Here is a 21450-nt window from a genome sequence, read left to right as displayed (position 1 = left end):
TCCGCCGCCTCAGATCCGGCGCCTCAGATCCGGCGCCGGCCGTCCCAGCCGCCGGGCGGTGCGTCGAGGCCGAAGAACCGCGCCACCGTCGGCGCCACGTCGACGGTGTGCGCGTGCGCCGAGGAGGTGGTGCCCGCCCGGACCAGGCGGTGCCCGCCGGCGAGGAAGAACGGGATCGGGTACGACGCGGGGTGGCCGTGGTTGCCCGGGATCGGGTTGGCCGTGGCGTCGGGGTCGCTGAACCGCCAACCGGCCCGGCACCAGACCACGACGTCGCCGGCCCGGCGCCCCAGCCGGAGCGAGGACCGCTGCGCGGCGCGGTCGTGCGCCACCAGCACCCCCGGGTGCCGCTCGGCCAGTGCGCGCATCCGGGCCACCGCGGCCTCACGCCGCTTCGCCCCGCCGACCCAGTACAGCAGGTCGGCGCCGCCGTTCTGCGCGATCCGGACCTTGCCGGCGAGCAGCGGGTCGGCGTCCATGACCGGTTGCAGCGAGATCAGGTCGCCCGGCGTCGACCAGTCCATCGAGTGGTCGGCGAGCACCACGACCAGTGACCGCTCCCAGCGGCCCGTGTCCTTCAACAGGTCCACGAACCGCTTCACCTGCTGGTCGGTGGAGACCAGGGCGGCGCGGCGGGCCAGGGCGAGCGTGGTGCCACTGACGTCGCTGTGGCCGACCCGGTCCACGTCACCGAGGTTGACGAAGACCAGGTGCGGGTCGAACTCCTCGACCATGGAGATCGCGGCGTCCATCGTGAACTGATCCGGCGCGTGACCGGAGACCGGCACCAGCGGCTGCGGCTCCCAGCGGTGGCTGGCGCGCTCGCCGAAGATCCCGTGCAGGTACTCCTTGCTCAGCACCGTGCCGGTGGCCCGCCCGGTCCGGTTGAGCTGCTCGATGACGGTGTCCGCGCGCAGGTCGGAGGGCCGGTCGAGCTCGCGCACCTCGCCGAGCCGGCGGTCGTAGATCGTGTTCGCGGGCACGCCGCTGCGGTCGGGCCGCACACCGGTCATCATCATCACGTGGTTGGGGATGGTCTCGGCGACCGGCAGCGAGGAGGCCCGCGGGAAGCTCCGCCCGCCGTCGCGCAGCGCCCGCACGTTAGGCATCAGTCCGCCCGAGATCTCACCCGGGCGCAGCCCGTCGAGCACCAGCACGTAGCACCGCCTCCCGCCGGCCGCGGCCGCCGGTGCCCCGAGCGCGGAGGAGAACAGCAGGCCGGCGCCGCCGGCTCCGGCCACCTTGAGCAGGGATCGCCGGCCCACCCCACCGGTGACGCTGGCCGGGCCGGTCACGCTGGTCGAGCCGGTCGCGCTGGGCGAGCCCGTCGAGGCCATCACGCACCACCCTCCCGAGCCGGCACCTCGACCGGTCCCGTGACCGGCCCACCCACCGGGCGCACCCGCTGGGTGCCGGAGTCGCACGCGTAGGACGCGCTCCACCGCACCCCGGCCCGCCGGTCGGCCCGGTCGCCGATGACGTACCAGTCCATCTGCACCCGGGCCGGGGTGATGTCGAGGACCGAGTAGCCGTGGTTGTCGAAGTCGAGGTACCTCACGTGCCGGTTGCCGGCCATGATCGCGGTCTCCACCGCCCGGCTGCTGGTGCCGGGCGGGGTGCCGGTGATGTCCTTGAGGTTGTTGCTGGTCACCGAGGTGCACACGAACTCGACACCGGCGCTCTCCCGGGCGGCGGGGTAGGCCCCCACGTCGTACGGCAGGTCGCACGCCCAGCCGGAGTGGATGTCGCCGGTGAGGAAGACGGTGTCGGTGACGCCGCGGTCACGGATGTGGGCGAAGACCTCGCGCCGGTCGTCGGTGTAGCCGTCCCACTGGTCGGCGTTGTAGGCCAGGCCGTCGTCGGGCAGCAGGCCGGTCACGTCGTTGACCGGGCCGATCAGGTCGCGCGGCACCGAGCCGAACGTGACCGGCGCGATCATCACCGGGTTGCCGACCAGCTTCCACTGGGCGCGGTCGCGGGCCAGCGAGTCCTTGAGCCAGTCCATCTGCCGGCGTCCGGTGATGGTGCGGTCGGGGTCGCTGAGCTCGGGGTCGGCGTACGGCCCGACCGGCGACTCGGGCACGCTTGAGGCGACCTGCTGGTCGCGGTGGGTGCGCAGGTCGAGCATGCTCAGCTCCGCGAGCGTGCCGAACGACAGCCGCCGGAAGAGCCGGGTGCCGTCGCGCAGGTCCGCGGTGCCGTTCATCCGGACCGGCATCCACTCGTCGTACGCGCGGTGCGCCCGGGCCCGGCGGACCCGGTAGCCGCCCTCGTCGGCCTGGTGGTTCTCGGCGCCGTCGCGCCACTGGTCGTTGGTGACCTCGTGGTCGTCCCAGGTGACGATGAACGGGTACGCCGCGTGCAGGCGCTGCAGGTCGGGGTCGCGCTTGTACTGCCCGTGCCGCTGTCGGTAGTCGGCCAGCGAGACCATCTCCCGCGCCGGCCGGTGCGGTCGGATGTCGGCGTTCTCCCGGCCGTAGCCGTACTCGCCCGGGGCGTACTCGTAGAGGTAGTCGCCCAGGTGCAGCACGGCGTGCAGGTCGTCGCGGTCGGCGAGGTGCCGGTAGGCGCTGAACCAGCCGGCCTGGAGGTTCGCGCAGCTCACGACGCCCAGGCGCAGGTTGGCCACGTCGGCGTCGCGGGCCGGTGCGGTGCGGGTGCGCCCGACCGGGCTGGACTGGCCGCGGTGCCGGAAGCGGAAGTAGTACCAGCGTGCCGGCCGGAGCCCGGTCGCGTCGATCTTGACCGTGTGATCGCGGGCCGGCCCGGTCGCCGCCCGGCCCGAGCGGACCACGTTGCGGAACGCGCGGTCGGTGGCGACCTGCCAGGTGACCGATGTCCGCGGCCCCACCCCCGAGCCGGGGGTGGCGGCGTCGGTGGGGGTCACCCGAGTCCAGAGCACGACGGCGTGCGGGAGCGGGTCCCCGGAGGCGACGCCGTGCCGGAACGGCCCGCGGCTGGCCGTGGCCCGGCCGGAGCCGGCCACCAGGGTCGCGGCGCCGGCGGTGGCCGCGGAGGACTTCAGGACGGTACGTCGGTCGAGGCTGGTCGGTTGCGTAGACGTGGTCACGCGGGCTCAACGAGGCGCCCGCGGTTGCGTGACGGCAGCGCGGCCGATGTCACACGTCGTTCACCGTGCGGACACCGCTCAGACCCGGCGCAGCACCGCGGTGACAATGCCGAGGATCGTGGCGTGGGTGCCGTCGATCGGGTCGTAGGCCTCGTTGTGCGGGAGCAGCCAGACCTGCCCGTCCTTGCGCTGGAAGGTCTTCACGGTGGCCTCGCCGTCGATCATGGCGGCGACGAAGTCGCCGTTGTCCGCGGTGGGCTGCTGGCGGATCACGACGTAGTCGCCGTCGCAGATGGCCGCGTCGACCATCGAGTCGCCGGAGACCTCGAGCAGGAACAGGGTCCCGTCGCCGACCAGCTGCTTGGGCAGCGGGAAGACGTCCTCGACCCGCTCCTCGGCGAGGATCGGCCCGCCGGCGGCGATCCGGCCCACGACCGGCACGTAGCTGGCGGCCGGCATCGCGTCGCCGACGCCGGTCTCGTCGAAGCCGGTCTCCTCGGCGGCGCTGATCGACCGCCGTGCGGCCATGATCTCGGGGAGGAAGACCTCGAGCGCGCGCGGCCGGTTCGGGTCCCGCTTGAGGAACCCCTTCTGCTCCAGCACCTTGAGCTGGTGGGAGACCGAGGAGGAGCTGGTCAGGCCGACCAGGTCGCCGATCTCGCGCATGCTCGGCGGGTAGCCCCGGTGCTCGATGGCGTCGCGGATCACGGTCAGCACCCGCTGCTGGCGGGGGGTGAGGCCGGTGGCGTCGGGTGGGCCGTCGGGGAGCTCGGTGACCTTGTCGGGGGATCGGGGAGCCATGAGTGGTGCCTTCCGCAGTGCCGGCCGGTGTGGAGCTCCACGGTATCCGCCCGTACCGGGATGTTTCAAACACCTGTTCGAACGGCGTGTCGGGAGGTGCACGTAACCCCGCAATTGCGGCCGTTCGACATGTTCTCGGCGCGAGAACATGTCATTCGGCCGCAATTGCGGCTCTTCGGCGCCCTTGGTTGACTTCCGCGCATGAGCGAGACGAGCAGGGTGGCCGTGGTCACGGGAGCGGCGCGCGGGATCGGCCGCGGGATCGCCGAGCGGCTGGTGGAGCGCGGGTACGCGGTGCTGGTCACCGACGTGGACGGGGCGGCGGCCGAGGCGACCGCCGGCGAGATCGGGGCGGCCCTCGGGTCCGCCCTCGACGTCCGGGACCGGCAGGGGCACCTCGACCTGGCCCGGGTGGCGGCCGCGCACGGCACCCTGACCGCCTGGTTCAACAACGCCGGCGTCGGAGACGTCGGGACGCTCCGCGAGCTGGACCCGGACCAGATCGACCGACTTGTCGACGTCAACCTCAAGGGCGTGCTGTGGGGGACCCGGGCCGCCCTGGACGGCTTCGGGCCGCGCGGCGGGGACGTGGTGAACACGGCCTCGCTCAGCGGGCTCGGGCCGGTGCCCGGGTTGGGCGTGTACGCCGCCACGAAGGCCGCGGTGGTCTCTCTCAGCATGTCGGTCGCGGCCGAGGCGCCGAGCGGGGTCAGGGTGCACGCACTGTGCCCGGACGGGGTGGCCACCCGGATGGTCGACGAGATGCCCGACGAGAGCCTGGCCAAGGCGCTGGTGCACTCGGGCGGTCGGATCCTCACCGTCGACGAGGTGGCCGACGCCGCGCTCGCCCTCCTGGGGAGCTCCCGGGTGGTGCGCACCCTGCCGGGTTGGCGGGGCGCGCTGATGCGCTCCACGTCGGTCGCGCCGTCGCTGGCTGCGCGCGGTGCCGGCCTGTTCGCCGCGCAGGGCCGCCGGGCGATGCGACGGGGTCGCGCCGGCACCTGAGTCCCGCCCGCGCCGGGCGATCACCTGCCCGTCCCCGCCGTGACCTCGGCCGGGAACGGTGCGAGGGGCGGGACCAGCGCGTGGTCCCGCCCCTCGTCTTCCCCAGTGCCGCGGGCCGGGGTCGAGTCGGCCTGCGGACGTGTGTGCTCCGCGGTGCGCGGGGGCGGTCAGTCGACCGGGACGAACAGCTCCTGGCCGGCGAGCAGCATCGAGTCGCTGAGGGCGTTGAGCTCGCGGATCTCGTGCATCATCGCGCGGATCTCGCCCGGCTCGGCGCGCTCGGCGGCGATCGTCCACAGCGTCTGGCCGCTGCTGACGCGGATCATCTCCGTCGGCTGGTCGGCGGCGGGCCCGGAGTCGGAGGTGGCCATCGAGCCGGCCGCCAGCCAGAGGGCGGCGCCGAGCGCCAGCGTCAGCGCGAGGAGGAACACGACCAGGCGACCCCGACGGGTGAGCCGGACCTCGGCCCGGGCGGCGGACCGCGGGCGGGCGACGTACACGGCGGGGGAGAGGGTCATGGTGCTCATCGATGCCTCCGGGGAGTGGCTGGTTGCGTTCGACCCGATGTCTACCGGCGACCACCGACAACGGGTGATCCCGTCGAGTGGGCCTCCGGTGCCCAACGTGTTCGATCACAGGTTCGATCGAACATGTGTACGAAGGTAGAGCACCTGTTCGAACAAAGCAAGCACCACGCCGAACAGGTGTTCGACGTGGTGCCTGCCCAGGGAGGATCCGTGGGGGGGTGCCGCGCTCGGGGGGTCAGCGCAGCCGGAACCTCGCCGATCTCGCGACCAGGCACTCGCCGTGCTTGGCGCGGACCTCGCGGGGGACGACGACGTAGAACGTCCCGGCGCGAGCCTTGCGCGGCAGCGCCCACCGACCGCTCCTGGCGGTGCGGGTCGCGGCCAGCTGCGGGTCGGGGCCCGGTGCCCGGCGCATCAGCCGCACGCTCCGGCCGCGGTGGCAGCCGGCCGCGTCCGGGGCGGAGAGTCGGCCGACCACCTTCTCCTTGCCGGCCCGGTAGCGCGCGGTGACGGTGCGCTCGACCACCGGGCAGCCGGTCGCGGTGAAGGGTGCCCGGATCCGCGGGCACTCGTCCCCCCGGGAGAAGCCGTCGCCGTCGGCGTCCTCGTCACAGGGGTCGCCGATGCCGTCCTCGTCCAGGTCGGCCTGGCCGGCGTTGGGCCGCGCCGGGCAGTTGTCGGCCGCGTTGGCCAGCCCGTCGCCGTCCAGGTCGGGGTCGCAGGCGTCGCCGGTCCGGTCCGAGTCGAGGTCGGCCTGGTCGGGGTTGGCCGACGCCGGGCAGTTGTCACCGAGGTTCGGCACCCCGTCGAGGTCGCGGTCGCAGTCGTAGACCACGGTGACCTGCCAGGCGTCCAGCGTGCCGCCGCCGGCGCCGGTCTCGAACAGGCCCTCGGCGAGGCTGAGGGTCCAGGTGCCGCCGGCCTCCGTGCCGTCGAAGCTCGAGAGTGGGTCGCGCGGGCGGAGCGGTCCGGTGAACGGCGGCTCGGCCCCGTCCATGCCGGTGCCGGCCTCGTCGTCGAAGACGGTGTCGACGAGGTTGGCCTCGTTGGGCTCGAGGGCGTCGAGCGGTCCCTCCCAGGCCAGCGCGCTGGCGGCCTCGGTCGTGCTGAGTCGCAGGTTGAGCTTGTTCACCGCGGGATGGGTCGCGGTGACGGTGACGTCGACGTCCAGGATCGGGGCCGGTTCCGGCGCGACCAGGTCGAGCGTGACGACGGCGGTGCCCACGTCGGGGATCTCCGCGGCCGGGCCGGACTGGACCAGGGTGCAGGTCGCCGGTGTCGGGCTGCTGCTGGCGAGCGCCGCACCCCCGGTCAGGGTCGGGACGCCGAGTCCGGCGCCTCCGATCAGGAGCGCGAGCAGTCCGCGGGCGATGCCGCCGATGCGAGGGGACATGGCCTCAGGCTAGGACGATCCGAACGATTGGAGAGTGAGAATCCCCAAAATTGGCAAGTAAGAATTGCCAAGACTTGCCAGTCCGTCAGCGGGAGGCCCGCCGACCGCCCGGGAGGCGGGGTGCGCGCGGCTCGGAGAGCCCCAGCGCCCGGAGCAGTCGAGCTCCGAGCAGCAGCCCGGTGAACAGGCACGCGGCGGCGCCCAGGCAGGCCAGGGCGAGGAACCACCAGGCCTCGGACTCGCCCCCGCGGGCGGCCGCCCCGAAGTCGATCGCAGCCACGACCAGGTAGCCCCAGGCCACGACGCAGACGGTCAGGCCCAGGGTGAGCAGGAAGGCGCTGCGCAGGGACAGCGACCGCTTCCTCGGTGCTGCCCGTCTCGACCCCGCACGCTTGCCCCCCTGATCCACGCGGTCATTCTGGCACCCGGGGCCACGCCCCGCCGTGGGACGGCCGGACCGGCGCGTTGGAGGCGGCTCCGGGTACGTCGCCCGCGCGTGGTCGGCGCCGCGATGGCCCGAACCGCCCCGTCCGCCCGGAGTTCGTGCAAGGATCAACCAACGAGCCGGGGGGCTCGTGACCCGGGCCGGGGGGCCGGGGTCGGTTCTGAGATGGGGATCTCGATGCGCCGTGCGCTGATCGCTGCACTGCTCCTGGGGGGAGCACTCCTGGGCTCGACCGCGCCCGCCGCGGCCCAGCCGTTCGTGGGCACCGCGGGCGCGGACCGGGTGCTCGGCACCGCCGGCGACGACGTGGTCCACCTGCGAGGCGGTGCCGATCGGGCCCGCACGCGCGAGGGCGACGACCTGGTCCACGGCGGCGACGGCGCCGACCGGCTGCGCGGCGGCCGCGGTGACGATCGCCTGCACGGCGGGGCCGGATGGGACCTCCTCGTGGGGGCCGCCGGGGCCGACCGCATCCACGCCGGCCCGCAGGCCGACGTCGTGCGGCCTGGGACCGGCGCCGACCGGGTCCGGCTCGGCCGCGGCGACGACGAGGTGCTGCTCGAGCCGGACGGCGCCGTCGACGTCATCCGCTGCGGCAGTGGCCGCGACGTCGTGGTCGCCCTGCCCGAGCTCGAGGAGCACGACGTGCTGATCGGCTGCGAGCGGGTCGAGTTCCTCTCCATCGAGGCCTGAGCGCCCGCCCCCGCGGCGTACCAGGCATCCGCCCGGCCGGATCGCGGCCGGATCGCCGCCTGATCGCCGCCTGTCGGCGGCTGATGGTGGCGTGGACCCGACGCGCCTCCGCGGCCCGATCGCGGCGACACGCCCGGCGGCCGCGACACACCGCTGATCTCGGCGGTCCGGACCAGCCCAGACGCCGCTGACCTGCGGTTTTGTCCACGTACTCCGAGTACGTGGACTTTTCTCGTCAACCCGCTTGCACGGGTCCCGGGCCGGGCGTACGGTTACCACTACATCTAGTAGTTACACCGATGTAGTTATCCACATCTAGTCCACAGGGCCGGGGTGGTTCGCTCACAGGTGGCGACTGGTTGTCCACAGGAAAACGGCCTGGCTCCACAGCTCCGGCACCGGAATCAGGCACACCGTACCGACGTTGACCAGACGTCCGGAGACCAGGGAGGAGGCCCGCGATGCACTGTCCGTACTGCCGGAACTCCGACACCCGGGTCCTCGACTCCCGGGTCGCCGACGACGGCGGCGCGATCCGCCGGCGGCGCTCCTGCCCGAGCTGCGAGAAGCGGTTCACCACGGTGGAGCAGATGCAGCTCAGCGTCCTGAAGCGCTCCGGCGCGGTCGAGCCGTTCGCCCGCGACAAGGCGATCTCCGGGGCCCGCAAGGCGTGCAAGGGCCGCCCGGTCACCGAGGACCAGCTCGACTGCCTCGGCCAGACCGTGGAGGACACGCTGCGCGGCGAGGGCTGGGCCGAGGTGCCCGCCCACGAGGTCGGCCTGGCCATCCTCGGTCCGCTCCGCGAGCTCGACGAGGTCGCCTACCTGCGCTTCGCCAGCGTCTACCGCGCGTTCGAGTCGGCCGAGGACTTCGAGGCCGAGATCGCGGTGCTGCGCATGGAGCGCCAGCCACAACCTCAGCCCACGGGCTGACCACAGACCGCCCGGCGTGTGTAGTGGGGAAGCTGCACGCGCCGGGCGCACCAACCTCGACCTCGGTCGGGACGGTCGCCAGGCGACCCTCCCCGGGCGAACGTCGTCGGCGTCACCAGGCAACACACACACGACAGATCAGTCCAGGGATCGGCAGAGGGGAACAGGAAACATGACCGAGACGGTGAGCGGGCCGGCAAAGGCGCAGGGCTCGACGGCAGGTGTGAGGATCGAGCGGGTCTTCAGCACCGAGGGCGTCCACCCCTACGACGAGATCACCTGGGAGCGGCGCGACGTCGTCCAGACCAACTGGAAGACCGGCGAGGCCGTCTTCGAGCAGCGCGGCGTGGAGTACCCCGACTTCTGGAGCGTCAACGCCTCCACCATCGTCACCACGAAGTACTTCCGCGGCGCGGTGGGCACCGACGCTCGCGAATGGAGCCTCAAGCAGCTCATCGACCGGGTCGTGAAGACCTACCGCAAGGGCGGCGAGGACCACGGCTACTTCGCCTCGGTCGCCGACGCCGAGCTGTTCGAGCACGAGCTCACCTGGCTGCTGGTCCACCAGTACTTCTCGTTCAACTCCCCGGTCTGGTTCAACGTCGGTACGCCGTCGCCGCAGCAGGTCTCGGCCTGCTTCATCCTCTCCGTCGACGACTCGATGGACTCGATCCTGAACTGGTACAAGGAGGAGGGCTTCATCTTCAAGGGCGGCTCCGGCGCCGGCCTGAACCTCTCCCGGATCCGCTCCTCCAAGGAGCTGCTCTCCTCCGGTGGCACCGCGTCCGGCCCGGTCTCCTTCATGCGCGGCGCGGACGCCTCCGCGGGCACGATCAAGTCCGGCGGCGCCACGCGTCGGGCGGCGAAGATGGTCGTCCTGGACGTCGACCACCCCGACATCGAGGAGTTCGTGCAGACCAAGGCGCGCGAGGAGGACAAGATCCGCGCCCTGCGCGACGCCGGCTTCGACATGGACCTCGGCGGCGCCGACATCACCTCGGTGCAGTACCAGAACGCCAACAACTCGGTCCGGGTGACCGACGAGTTCATGCGGGCGGTCGAGGACGGCACCGAGTTCGGCCTGAGGTCGCGTGGCACCGGCGAGGTCATCGAGACCGTCGACGCCCGCGAGCTGTTCACGAAGATCAGCGCGGCCGCGTGGGAGTGCGCCGACCCCGGTCTGCAGTACGACGACACGATCAACGACTGGCACACCAACCCCGAGACCGGCCGGATCACCGCGTCCAACCCGTGCTCGGAGTACATGTCGCTGGACAACTCCTCGTGCAACCTCGCGTCGCTCAACCTGCTGAAGTTCCTCAAGGACGACGACACCTTCGACGCCGAGCTGTTCGCCAAGGCCGTCGAGGTGATCATCACCGCGATGGACATCTCGATCTGCTTCGCCGACTTCCCGACCGAGGCGATCGGCGACACCACCCGCGACTACCGCCAGCTCGGCATCGGCTACGCCAACCTCGGCGCGCTGCTGATGGCGATGGGCCTGGGCTACGACTCCGAGGGTGGCCGGTCGATGGCCGCCGCCCTGACGTCGCTGATGACCGGCACGTCGTACAAGCGCTCGGCGGAGATCGCCGGGGTGGTCGGCCCGTACGCCGGCTACGGCCGCAACGCGGAGGCCCACAAGCGGGTCATGCGCAAGCACCAGGCCGCCAACGACGCGGTCCGGACGCTGCACGTGGAGGACGCCCGGGTGCACAGGCTCGCGACCGCCGCGTGGGACGGCGTGATCAAGGGCGGCGAGGCGCACGGCTTCCGCAACGCCCAGGCCTCGGTGCTCGCGCCGACCGGCACGATCGGCTTCATGATGGACTGCGACACCACCGGCATCGAGCCGGACTTCTCGCTGGTGAAGTTCAAGAAGCTGGTCGGCGGCGGCTCGATGCAGATCGTCAACCAGACGATCCCGCGGGCGCTGCGGCGCATGGGCTACCAGCCCGAGCAGGTGGAGGCGATCGTCGACTACATCGCCGAGCACGGCCACGTGATCGACGCCCCGGGCCTGCGCCAGGAGCACTACGAGGTCTTCGACACCGCCATGGGCGCCCGGGCGCTGAAGCCGATGGGCCACGTGCGGATGATGGCCGCGGCGCAGCCGTTCCTCTCCGGCGCGATCTCGAAGACGGTGAACCTGCCGGAGTCGGCCTCGGTCGAGGAGATCGAGGACATCTACCTGCAGTCGTGGAAGCTGGGTCTCAAGGCGACCGCGATCTACCGCGACAACTGCAAGGTGGGCCAGCCGCTCTCCTCCGGCAAGGGGGAGAACAAGGGCACCGACTCCAACGCCTCGCAGGCCGGGCAGGGCGAGACCACGACGGTGGAGAAGATCGTCTACGCCCCCACCCGCAAGCGGCTCCCGAAGTCGCGGGTCTCGCGCACCACGTCGTTCACCGTCGGCGGCGCCGAGGGCTACATGACCTCGGGTGCCCACGACGACGGCCAGCTCGGCGAGGTGTTCCTCAAGCTCGGCAAGCAGGGCTCGACCCTGGCCGGCGTGATGGACGCCTTCTCGATCGCGGTCTCGATCGGCCTGCAGTACGGCGTCCCGCTGGAGACCTACGTCTCGAAGTTCACCAACCTGCGGTTCGAGCCGGCCGGCCTCACCGACGACCCGGACGTCCGGATGGCGCAGTCGCTGATGGACTACGTCTGGCGCCGCCTGGCCCTGGACTACCTGACCTTCGAGCAGCGCTCGATGCTCGGCATCTACACCGCCGAGGAGCGTCAGCGGCACCTCGAGACCGGCTCCTACGAGCCCGTCGAGGAGACCGGCTCCGCCGCCGAGCTCACCTCGTCGGTCGAGCTGGTCGAGACCGAGGCTGCGGTGGTCGAGGAGGTCGCGCAGCAGCCGTCCCGGGGCGAGGACGCCCGCGAGGCGCACACCTCGGCCGAGCTCCTGGAGAAGCTCACCGGCACCGCGGTCGACAGCCCGCTCTGCTTCACCTGCGGCACGAAGATGCGGCCCGCCGGCTCGTGCTTCGTCTGCGAGGGATGCGGGAGCACCAGCGGCTGCAGCTGATATCGAGACTCACGAGAATGGCAGCGGAATCTTACGATTCTGGCAGCACGTTCTCACGAGAATGGCAGCACTCGTTCTCACGGGAAATGGCAGCGGAGTGACCCGCTAGCAAACGCAAGAGGGCCAGCCACCTCCTCAGGTGGCTGGCCCTCTCGCATTTCTGGACCCGCTTACCGCAGGTCGGGGATGGCGGCGTGCAGGTCGTCGGTGGGCCGCCAGGCGGCCTTGTCGTCGAGTTCGATGCAGCCCATGTTCTTGAGTGCGCCGAGAATCACTCGTTCTGCGTTGCCGATGTTGCGTTTCGTGGAGTGCGTGCCGTCGACGACTCGTTTGAGCGTGGCGGCTTGCGTCACGGTGAGTCCCCGCGACTTGGTCTGCATGGTTGCAAGCGCACGTCGGATGTTCCCGGTGTTGCGCCGCGTGGGCAGGATCGCGACCTTGTCCTCGTCAGAGTGCAGGGCGAGACCGGTTCCTTCCAGCGCAGCGGGGATGGCCCCTATCGCATCGGCGGTGCGTGAGCGGTCCCATCCGCCGCGAGGACCTTGTTCTCCGACCAGCAGGCCCCGACCACTTCCGCGATCTCATTCTTGGTGACAGGCCCGCCGGTCATTCGATCCTCCCGCTCCTCCGAGTTGGTTCACCGTGGAATCCCGACCGCCGACCGCCAGTCCCTTCGCGAGGCACCAAGGTCGACGTGTGCCGGATACGCCGGGCGAGAGCCGCGCCTCGTCGACAGCATCCGGCCGACCGCACGATTTACGCAAGGCGCGTATTCGCCGACCGACGATCGTCCTCGGAACCGGCTGGTTAGCCGAGGAGTCCGAGCAAGCGGTTGCGAACCCGGTGATATGCCGCAGCACCGTCTCGGTCGGGAGCAGCGACCCGGATCACCGGGGGATGTCCCATCGCGGGGGTGACGAGGTCACGGAGCGCATCGTGATAGGCGCGCTGTCGCTGACGCCCGCCCTCCCCAAACCCCACTGCGGCCTTGCTCGCGCGGTACTTGTCCGACCGAGGCGACCACGTTGTGCACAGCCCCCGGTACTCCTCGATGTCGAACCCCAGCGGACAGTCGGTCGGATAGAGGTTCAAGGTCGTGAGCCGGTGGGTGGTGAAGTGCTGGGACTCGTCTACTTCGATGAACGTGCCCGTTGGCTCATGGATGAAGTCGCCGGGCAGTGCAGTGAGTCGCTTGGTCGCCTGAGCCTCGGAGTCACCCTTCAACGCCCCGAAGATGTCGGCGAGGACGCGGCGAGCAGACTCGGCCCGCTCGGGTAGCCCGAGGTGTCCTCGCTGATTCAGCCACGGCACCCGAGCCCGCGTTAGCGCGACACCGTCGTCGCCCGCCGCAGCAACGAACGCCCTCTCGCAATCTCCGACCGGCATGCAGGCAGCCAACCACACTCCGCCGACTCCCGGTTTCTTCTCGGGATGGCTGCCGCCAGCATCGGCACTGGAACCCCTCTCTTGCCCGATCGTCCCTGATGTGTCGGTGGGGTCACTTAGCCTGCCGATGACATGCGCGGACAGGACGGGGGTGGGCATGAGCGACATCGAAGGCGAGGTGGCGCGCGTCAAGGACGCGCTCGACCGCCCCACGCTGCAACTGCTGGACCGGAAGTGGGCAGCGGTTGCCCTGCCCATCTTCGTCTGCTCGTTCAGCCAAGAAGTTCGGTCTCTACCGGCCGAGCGGCTCCATGCGCAGGTCGGCACCTACCTGGATGAACTGCAGACGGCTGGGCACCCGGTGCCTGCGGGCAACGGGAAGAGCCTGTGCATGCAGTGGGTCCGGCAGCAGTGGCTCTACCGCGAACCCGGTGCGGACGGGCAGGAGCAGTACCGGCTCACGTCCCACGCGCAGGATGCGCTCAACATCATCGAGGAGATGACCCGCGAACGTTCCTTCCTCAGCGGGTCGCGCATCACCACCATCATGGAAACCGTCTCGCGTGTCGCGATGGACGCAAACCCGGACCGGGAGGCGCGCATCAACCGGCTCGACGAGCAGATTGCCGCGCTGACCGCTGAACGAGAGCGGCTCGCGTTGGGCGGCGAAATCGTCGACGCCTCCGAGAATGACCTGATCTCCGGGTTCGTTGAGGTGCTGCGCAACCTCGACGGCCTGCCCGGCGACTTCAAGCGGGTCGAGGAGTCGGTCACCGCGATGCACCGGAGCATCCTGCGGAACCTCCGCGAAGACGAACGGCCCATCGGCGAGGTGCTTGATGAGTACCTGCACACCTCGCGCAACCTCCTCAAGACCACCCCCGAAGGGCAAGCGTTCGAGGGTGCCTTCGAATTGCTTCGCAACAAGGACTGGCTCTCGCGACTGCGCCGCGACATCGACACCATCCTGACCCACCCCTACGCCGGGACACTCCTCCCTGACGAGCAGAAGAAAATGCGAGCCACCGTCGAAGTCATCCGCTCAGGCATCGACGACGTCCTGAACCGGCGTACCCGGCTCAGTGCGACGCTGCGCGAGCACATCGAGAACTACGACCAGATCAGGAACCGGGAATTGGACGCGACGCTGCGCGGCATCGACCGGGAACTGCGGACCTGGATGCAGACGGCCCGTGCCCGCTCCAACGTCGAGGTGGAACTGTTCCCGCCCGCGCTCGATGTGGACCACCTGCGGCTGCGGACCTATGACACCGATTCCGAGCGGGCACCGGAGCCGCTCGAAGACGTGTCCGGCGACGCCCCGGAGCCGCTGTCCCTCGCCGAGATTCGACAACAAGGCGGCCCTTCGCTGGGCGACCTGCGACGCGAACTCGACCAGGCGCTCACCACGGGTGACACCGATACCGCCGCCGCCCTGTTCAACCGGCTTCCGGGGGACCTGCGCCGCCCGGTCGAAATCCTCGGCCTGATGCACCTGCTGGCGCGCCTCGACGCGATGCCCGAGGCCGACCGGGAACCGGTGGAGGCCATCCGGCCCGACGGGAGCCGTCGAGAGTTCCACATGCCGAAGTTCGCGCTGGTCCCGACCAGCGAGCAACCTGCCGATGCACGAGGGGATGCAGATGACTGACACCTGGGCCAGCGGCGAGCCCGCCACGCTCGACGATCTCGACGAGCAGGTGGATGACCTGTCGGAGATGGACCTCGACCTCGACGCCCTCACAGTGGACCCTGCCCCCTTGAACGACGGTCCGACCGACCCCTTCGAGGATGACGACGAAGGCACGTCTCTGGCCTGCTTCGAGGGCGACACCGGGCGGCTCGACTACGCCCAGCGACGGGTCCTGCACGCCTTGATGAAGAACCGCTACATCTCCGCTGACCGGCACCACGACCAGTGGGTCGCGCTCCTGGACAACGAAGACCTCATCAAGAGCCGCCTCAATGACCTGTTCCTCGACCTGCACATCGACAGGACCTACCAGGTGGCGTTCAAGCGGCAGGCTGTCGCGGAGACGGGCGCTCCCTTGCCGACCCTGCTACACGAGGTCGCGCACAACAAGGAAGAGACCATCATGCTGGTTGCGCTGCGCGGCAGGTTCTTCCGACAGCGCCAAGACGGCGACAACGTCGTGTACGTCGAGAAGTCCGCGCTCCTCGACGAGGTTGCAGGGATGCGCCCCGAGCATGCCACCGACCGGGCCTTCAACCAGAAGAAGACCGAACGAGCCGTCGAGGGTCTTCGCAAGGCAGGAGTGCTGCTCAAGACACCCGACCCCGATCGGTTCCGCATCTCCCCGGTCATCGAAGTGCTCCTCCCGCTGCCGAAACTGCGCGAACTCATGACCTGGCTGATGACCCAGAACGGCGGCGACGACGTATCCCGCACGACCGAGCAGGCCGCCCTCGACGAGGCTGAGGTAGAGAGCGGTGATGACGCATGACGCAGGTAGCGCTCCTCCACATTGACGGAGCCACGGAAGGGACCACCCAGTGGCGGGCCGAGACGCTCCAGATGGTCAATTGGGGCGGCTTTCACGGACACCACACGGTGCGGCTCTCACCCGGCGCGACCTTGCTCTCCGGGGCATCCGGCACCGGTAAGTCCACCCTGCTGGACGCCTACATCGCACTCATGATGCCTTCCGACACCCCCTTCAACGGCGCATCGAACGACGCGACCGTCGGGCGAGCCCGGTCCGCCGACCAGCGCAACCTGCTGACCTACCTGCGCGGCAAGACCGACACCAGTCGCATCGAAGGCACCGACGAACTCCGTGACCAAGTGCTGCGCGGCATCGACGGCGCACCCACCTGGGGTGCGGTCGCCATGACCTTCGTCAACGACATCGACCGCCGCTACACCGTCACCCGCATCTACTTCGTCCGCGCCGGTGCCTCTACGAACTCCGATGTCACCACCACGTTCGCGGCCACCGACGGTTACCTCGACCTGGCCCGGCTCGCTCCCATCGCCGCATCCCGGTTCGACAAGCGCACCCTCAAGGCGAACTTCCCGACCCTCCAGCCGTTCGACAAGTTCTGGGAGTTCGAACAGAACCTGCACACCCGACTCGGCATTGGCGCGAACGGCGACGGCAGGAAAGCCCAACGACTGCTCGCCCGCGTCCAGGCAGGCATGCAAGTTAAGACCGTCGACGGACTCTACAAGTCCATGGTTCTCGAAGAGCCCGTCACCTACCAGCACGCCGACCGGGCCATCGAGCACTTCGCCGACCTCGAAGCCGCCTACGAGAAGATGCTCGACGAGGCCGACAAGGTTCACGTCCTGCGTCGCCTGCCCGAACTCCAAGCAGACCTTGCCAAGGCGCAGGCAGAGGCCCTGCTCCTCGACCAGTTCGGCATCCACCGCGACGGCGACTCACCGTTCCTGCTGTGGAAACTCCTCGCCGAACGGGCGCTCCTCGACACCGCCGTCGACGACAACCGACGCCGTCACCGCGAAGAGACAACCCGGCTTACCACCGCCACCGGCGAAGAACGTCGGCTGCGGGAACGGCTCCAAGCCATCGACAAAGACAAGGCAGCCAACGGCGGCGACGCCATCAACGCGCTCACCGACCAGATTCAAGACCTCCAAGAGCAGCGCCGCGTCGCCTACCAGGCCAACCTCAAGTTCCAGCACAACACCGAAACCATCGGGCTGCCGGTCCCCGAAACCGCCGAGGAGTTCGCCGACGCACAGGCCGCCTCACAGGTATTCCTGGGAGAGTGCGCCAACCGGGAGAAGGAACTCGACGACGAGATCCGCCGCATCGGGCAAGACGAGGAGTACCCGCTCGCGCGGGAACGGAGCGAACTCGTCAGCGACCTCGAATCGCTCAAGGGCCGCAACGGCATGGTGCCCCGCCATCTGCACCGGGCTCGCGTCGACATGGCCGAGGCAGCCGGGCTGGACCCGATGAACGACCTCCCGTTCGTCGCCGAACTCATCGACGTGCTCCCCAACGAGGAACCCTGGCGCAAGGCCATCGAAACCACCCTCGGCGGGCTCGCCCGCGTCGTCCTCGTGGACCGGAACACCCGCGACCACCTCTCCCGCAGCATCGACGGCGTAACCATCCGGCCCCGCATCAACTACGAGGCCGTCACGCTCCAGCCCCACCGCGACGAGCAGGGCAACCCCGACTATGTGTCGGGGAAACTCGCATTCAAGGACTCCCCGTTCTCCACCTGGGTTCAAGGGCGGGTCTCCGACAACAACGTCGACCATCTCTGCGTCCCGAACGCTGACGCCCTCAGCGGACGCGAACCCCGCGTCACCCGCTCCGGGCAGACCCGCCACGGAGACAAGGGAGCCCACGGTGAATCCAGCGACGGCAACATCATCGGTTTCTCCAACGAACGCCGCCTCGCCGAGCTCACCGACAAGATCACCGCACTCGACGAGCGCCTGCGCACCATCCAAGGAAGGGCGAAGGAACTGCGAGACCGTCTCAGCGCCCTGCGGCGGCACCGGGACGACCACCAGTACGTCGTCAACGCCCAGTGGGCCGACATCGACTACGCCAGCATCGACACCACCATCGAAGAACTCAGCGCCCAGAAGGAACGCATCGTCGCCGCCAGCGACATCCTCACCACGCTGCAGCAAGAAGAAGACCTCCTTCGCCCCCAGCACGAGAAGGCGAACAGCGAGATGGTGCTCGCCAAGAAGGCCATCGAGGACCTCGACAAGGATCACGTTCGGCTCTGCGACGACCAGGACACAGTCACCGACGCCACCGACCGCATCGAGAACGCGCAGACCGTCACCCTCACCGACGAGCAGACCGGCTACCTGAACACCCTGTTCTCCCGCGAATGGGACGCCACCGACTTGCGCGGCTTCCACGCCAACATGAAACACCTCAAAGCCCGGCTCGCACAGGAATCACTTGCTGCCCAGAAGGCCGTGCGCGACACCAGCACAGCCATGACGACCATGTTCGAAGCTTTCCAAGCCCACCCCGGCTGGCACGACCCCAACCTCGGCACCAGCCCAGACTCAGCCGACGGATACCGCGAAATCCTCGACCGCATCCAGTCCACCGGCCTGCACGACCGCAAGGAAGAATGGCGACGCAGCCTGTCCGAGTGGTCCAGCGAAGACCTCGTCCGGGTCAACGGTGCCTTCGACAGCGCCATCGAAGACATCGAGGAACGCCTCGACCCCATCAACGCAATCCTCCGTGGACTGCCGTTCGGCGGGAAGGGACACCTGCAAATCAACCTCCGTCGTCTCCACAACGACGACGTGGCAAAGTTCCGCAAGATGCTCCGCGCCCTTGCCGCCGGTGTCGCAGAGGAGCAGAGCGAGCCCCAAGTCGAAGAGCGCTTCAAGCGGCTGCGCACCTTCATGAACCTGATCCGCATCCCCGAGGGACACACCAAGACCTCCACCTCGCAACGCGACAAGTACCTCGACGTGCGCCAACACGTCGTCATCACCGCCGCATGCGTCGACGACCAGGGCCACGAGGTCGCCACCTACGCCGCACTGGGCGGCAAGTCCGGCGGCGAAACCCAAGAACTTGTCGCCTTCATCGTCGGAGCCGCCCTCCGATTCCAACTCGGAGACGAGTCACGCACCCGGCCCCGCTTCGCACCCGTATTCCTCGACGAAGCCTTCGTCAAGGCCGACAGCGAGTTCGCCCGTCGAGGGGTCCAGGCATGGCAGAAACTCGGCTTCCAACTCATCATCGGGGCCCCACTCGACAAGGTCACCGCACTGGAGCGGTACATGGACCTCATCCTGACCGTCAACAAGAACACAAAGGGCCACTCGTTCGTCACCGACCTGCCGTCGCCCACCGGGGGAGAGAGCGCGTGAAGACCCCCGAACAGGTCCGCGCCGCCATCGCGACCCGCCTTGGCAACAACTGGCACACCGACACGACCTGCGAGACCGTCTCCTGGCCGCACACCTTCCCGCTCGGGCAGCCCACCAAGACTGACCTCGAAGCCAACTACGGCGACTTCCACCGCCGCAAAGTCGCCCTACAAGACTGGGCGCAGGGACACGGGGCGTCCCTCACCTACGCCAACCGGGTCGTCCTCGGCACCACGCAGCCCGTGCCCACCCACGTCACCGTCCCCGACATCACCACGGCAGCGACCATCGCGGCAGGGGAGTGGCCCCACCGCCTGCGCCGCGCCACCGCCCGACTCGCAATGATCCGGGACCGCTTCCCGCACACCGCAGACCCAGCCCGGCTCCTTCGCGGCGTCGACGGCTACACCGACACCGACTTCACCCTTCTCCTCGACGCAGCCGACTGGCTCACCCGCAACGACCCGACCGGGCTTACCCCACGACAAGTTCCCGTCCCCGGCCTCCACGCCAAATGGCTAAACAGCCACGGACGCGAACTCCTCGCCCTCACATGTCGCGACAACCTCGGACTCCTCCCGCGACACCCGGCACGCATCCACTTCACCTACCTCGACCCAGCCCACCGTGCCGCCGGGGGACGTGTCCACGACTCCGCCACCGTGGACGACCCGTTCACGCCCGCCTACCAGCCACAAGTCGTCGTCATCTCCGAGAACAAGGACACCGCCATCCACTTCCCGCCCATCCCCGGCGGCATCGCCGTCGAAGGCGACGGCTTCGGCGGCAAGACCGTCGCCAAGTTCCCCTGGCTCATCAGCGCGCCACGCCTCTACTACTGGGGCGACATCGACGCCCACGGCTACGAAATCCTCAACGGCTGGCGCGCCGACGGCGTACCCGTCAAGAGCATCCTGATGGACCCCGCCACCTACGACACGTACGAACCGTTCGGCACCAACACAGACAAGAACAACAAGCCCCTCGGGCCGGGGACACCGAAGCCGCTGCCGTTCCTCACTGACGACGAGCGCACCGTCTACGAACTCGTGCTCGCTTACGACCACCAAGGACACCGACGTGTGGAACAGGAACGAATCCCGCTCCGAGTCGCCCTCGGCCTTGTGGGAGGCCGCCCATGACTAAGGCCGACGACACGACGAACGGTGGCTACGTGTACAGCAAACTCACCGCCGCCATCGACGACAAGCAATCCCCGCTCCGCCACTACCTCGACACCACCTACCCGAACACGCGCCTCATCACCACCCCTCACTCACAAACCAGCCCCGACATCAAGGTGCCCGGTACGCCCGGGGTGAATCCCGGCACCATCGGCACCGCCTTCGACGTACTGATCGGTCTCCGGTACCAGCCCAACACCATCCCCGCTACCGCACGGCCCTTCGCACGCTGGAAGCCCGACCTCGCCGAGGGATGGGCCAACATCCTCAACCTCATCGCCGAAGACCCCACCCTCATCGAAGCAGCAGCCTGGGCCTACGCCCTCGCCATCGAGGCGTACCGCTCACCGGTGACCCCGTACGCCATCGCCGACCTCCTCGACGAGAAGGGCCGCTTCAACGAGCACGACCTCCTCGCCATCGCCTCCGCCGAGGCCGTCGCAGAACTCGCCGCCCTCGAAGAACTCGCCGAAGCCAACCTCTACCCCCACCTCGGCACCCCGCCCGAACCCGACCCGTCCATCGAACACGGATGGCGTCGCGCCGCCGCATGGACCGACCCCAACCCGACGGCAGGTGACAGGCGACGACGGTTCGGACTCACCTTCGCCGCTTCTAGGTTGTGCCAGGCCGATGCGGACCTCATCCACGACGGGACCCTCTACGAGTTCAAGACACGCCTCGGCACGAAGAAGAAGCCCACCGGCGAGCGGGTCGACGTCCTGCCCCTCATCGACCTCTACCAAGCCATCGCGTACGCGCTCTTTGACACCAACGACGAGAACGGCATCAACCACATCGCCGTCTACCCCGCCCGATACGGACGCCACACCCGATGGGCGGTGGAAGACCTACTCACCACGCTCGCTGGACGACCCATCAACATCGCCGAGGAACGAGCGACCGTCTGGCACCTGCTCGGAGGCAAGGACGCCTGATTCCGGGCCTCGCGGTGGCGAACTTGCCAACGCGTATGCGGCGCGCCTCCCACGACACAGGCGTGCGGTCATGTAAGCCAGAAGAGGCGACGCGTCCGCGTCGTCACACGTCAGGCGTTCCTTCCCCACGCCAACGGCCTTGGGGAGCCTGCATGCCCGGAGAGCCCGGACTCCGCCACGTC

16 protein-coding genes and 1 pseudogene are annotated in these 21450 nt (G+C 69.5%); 9 read left to right on the top strand and 8 right to left on the bottom strand.

Annotated features, from left to right (window positions below):
- Window positions 1-23: 23 nt before the first annotated feature.
- From IE331_RS13415 to lexA, 3 genes are all read right to left on the bottom strand, one after another.
- The gene (locus tag IE331_RS13415) at window positions 24-1337 is read right to left on the bottom strand and encodes an alkaline phosphatase family protein (protein ID WP_192143908.1); all 1314 of its coding nucleotides are present in this window, start codon (window positions 1335-1337) and stop codon (window positions 24-26) included.
- Window positions 1337-3070, bottom strand: a complete 1734-nt coding sequence (locus tag IE331_RS13410) for an alkaline phosphatase D family protein (protein ID WP_192143907.1) — start codon at window positions 3068-3070, stop codon at window positions 1337-1339. The genes IE331_RS13415 and IE331_RS13410 overlap by 1 nt, the downstream gene beginning before the upstream one ends.
- Window positions 3071-3148: 78 nt before the next feature.
- Complete coding sequence (gene lexA / locus IE331_RS13405; RefSeq protein ID WP_192143906.1) at window positions 3149-3871, bottom strand: transcriptional repressor LexA; 723 nt, start codon at window positions 3869-3871, stop codon at window positions 3149-3151.
- A 201-nt stretch (window positions 3872-4072) separates the two neighbouring features.
- Between lexA and IE331_RS13400 the strand changes: the two genes are divergently transcribed.
- Window positions 4073-4876, top strand: coding sequence for an SDR family oxidoreductase (locus IE331_RS13400; RefSeq protein WP_192143905.1), 804 nt, complete (start codon window positions 4073-4075; stop codon window positions 4874-4876).
- A 167-nt stretch (window positions 4877-5043) separates the two neighbouring features.
- On the opposite strand, the gene IE331_RS13395 is transcribed toward IE331_RS13400, so the two are convergent.
- From IE331_RS13395 to IE331_RS13385, 3 genes and pseudogenes are all read right to left on the bottom strand, one after another.
- Window positions 5044-5403 (bottom strand): LysM peptidoglycan-binding domain-containing protein, encoded by a 360-nt coding sequence (locus IE331_RS13395; protein WP_192143904.1) that lies wholly within the window; start codon window positions 5401-5403, stop codon window positions 5044-5046.
- 568 nt (window positions 5404-5971) lie between these two features.
- Window positions 5972-6223: pseudogene (locus tag IE331_RS17100) on the bottom strand (thrombospondin type 3 repeat-containing protein); the annotation flags it as partial.
- A 658-nt stretch (window positions 6224-6881) separates the two neighbouring features.
- A complete protein-coding gene (locus IE331_RS13385) occupies window positions 6882-7205 on the bottom strand; it encodes a hypothetical protein (RefSeq protein ID WP_192143903.1) in 324 nt (107 codons plus the stop codon).
- A 201-nt stretch (window positions 7206-7406) separates the two neighbouring features.
- Between IE331_RS13385 and IE331_RS13380 the strand changes: the two genes are divergently transcribed.
- From IE331_RS13380 to IE331_RS13370, 3 genes are all read left to right on the top strand, one after another.
- Window positions 7407-7934, top strand: a complete 528-nt coding sequence (locus IE331_RS13380) for a calcium-binding protein (RefSeq protein ID WP_192143902.1) — start codon at window positions 7407-7409, stop codon at window positions 7932-7934.
- Between the two features lie 461 nt (window positions 7935-8395).
- Complete coding sequence (gene nrdR, locus IE331_RS13375; protein WP_192143901.1) at window positions 8396-8866, top strand: transcriptional regulator NrdR; 471 nt, start codon at window positions 8396-8398, stop codon at window positions 8864-8866.
- A 172-nt stretch (window positions 8867-9038) separates the two neighbouring features.
- Window positions 9039-11906, top strand: a complete 2868-nt coding sequence (locus IE331_RS13370) for a vitamin B12-dependent ribonucleotide reductase (protein ID WP_192143900.1) — start codon at window positions 9039-9041, stop codon at window positions 11904-11906.
- A 170-nt stretch (window positions 11907-12076) separates the two neighbouring features.
- Here the strand turns inward: IE331_RS13370 and IE331_RS13365 are convergent, their stop codons facing one another.
- Both IE331_RS13365 and IE331_RS13360 read right to left on the bottom strand, forming a co-directional pair.
- A complete protein-coding gene (locus tag IE331_RS13365; protein ID WP_192143899.1) occupies window positions 12077-12286 on the bottom strand; it encodes a hypothetical protein in 210 nt (69 codons plus the stop codon).
- Window positions 12287-12713: 427 nt separating this feature from the next.
- Window positions 12714-13451, bottom strand: coding sequence for a DUF7255 family protein (locus IE331_RS13360; RefSeq protein ID WP_201931772.1), 738 nt, complete (start codon window positions 13449-13451; stop codon window positions 12714-12716).
- Here IE331_RS13360 and IE331_RS13355 point away from each other — a divergent pair.
- From IE331_RS13355 to IE331_RS13335, 5 genes are read left to right on the top strand one after another with little or no spacing between them, the layout of a single operon-like run.
- A complete protein-coding gene (locus IE331_RS13355) occupies window positions 13450-14943 on the top strand; it encodes a DUF3375 family protein (RefSeq protein WP_192143898.1) in 1494 nt (497 codons plus the stop codon). The genes IE331_RS13360 and IE331_RS13355 overlap by 2 nt on opposite strands.
- Entirely contained in the window at window positions 14936-15757 is an 822-nt protein-coding gene (locus IE331_RS13350; RefSeq protein WP_192143897.1) for a DUF4194 domain-containing protein, read from the top strand. Before IE331_RS13355 ends, IE331_RS13350 begins: the two co-directional genes overlap by 8 nt.
- Window positions 15754-19146 (top strand): ATP-binding protein, encoded by a 3393-nt coding sequence (locus tag IE331_RS13345; RefSeq protein ID WP_192143896.1) that lies wholly within the window; start codon window positions 15754-15756, stop codon window positions 19144-19146. The genes IE331_RS13350 and IE331_RS13345 overlap by 4 nt, the downstream gene beginning before the upstream one ends.
- Window positions 19143-20288, top strand: a complete 1146-nt coding sequence (locus IE331_RS13340) for a Wadjet anti-phage system protein JetD domain-containing protein (protein ID WP_192143895.1) — start codon at window positions 19143-19145, stop codon at window positions 20286-20288. The genes IE331_RS13345 and IE331_RS13340 overlap by 4 nt, the downstream gene beginning before the upstream one ends.
- Window positions 20285-21268: a hypothetical protein gene (locus tag IE331_RS13335; RefSeq protein ID WP_192143894.1), complete on the top strand. Its 984-nt coding sequence runs from the start codon at window positions 20285-20287 to the stop codon at window positions 21266-21268. The genes IE331_RS13340 and IE331_RS13335 overlap by 4 nt, the downstream gene beginning before the upstream one ends.
- The last annotated feature ends 182 nt before the right edge of the window (window positions 21269-21450 follow it).

This window comes from Nocardioides donggukensis (genome assembly GCF_014842875.1).
GTDB classification, from domain to species: domain Bacteria; phylum Actinomycetota; class Actinomycetes; order Propionibacteriales; family Nocardioidaceae; genus Nocardioides; species Nocardioides donggukensis.
Note: the sequence above shows the minus strand (reverse complement) of the source record. Positions and strands in the feature narration are given on the sequence as shown.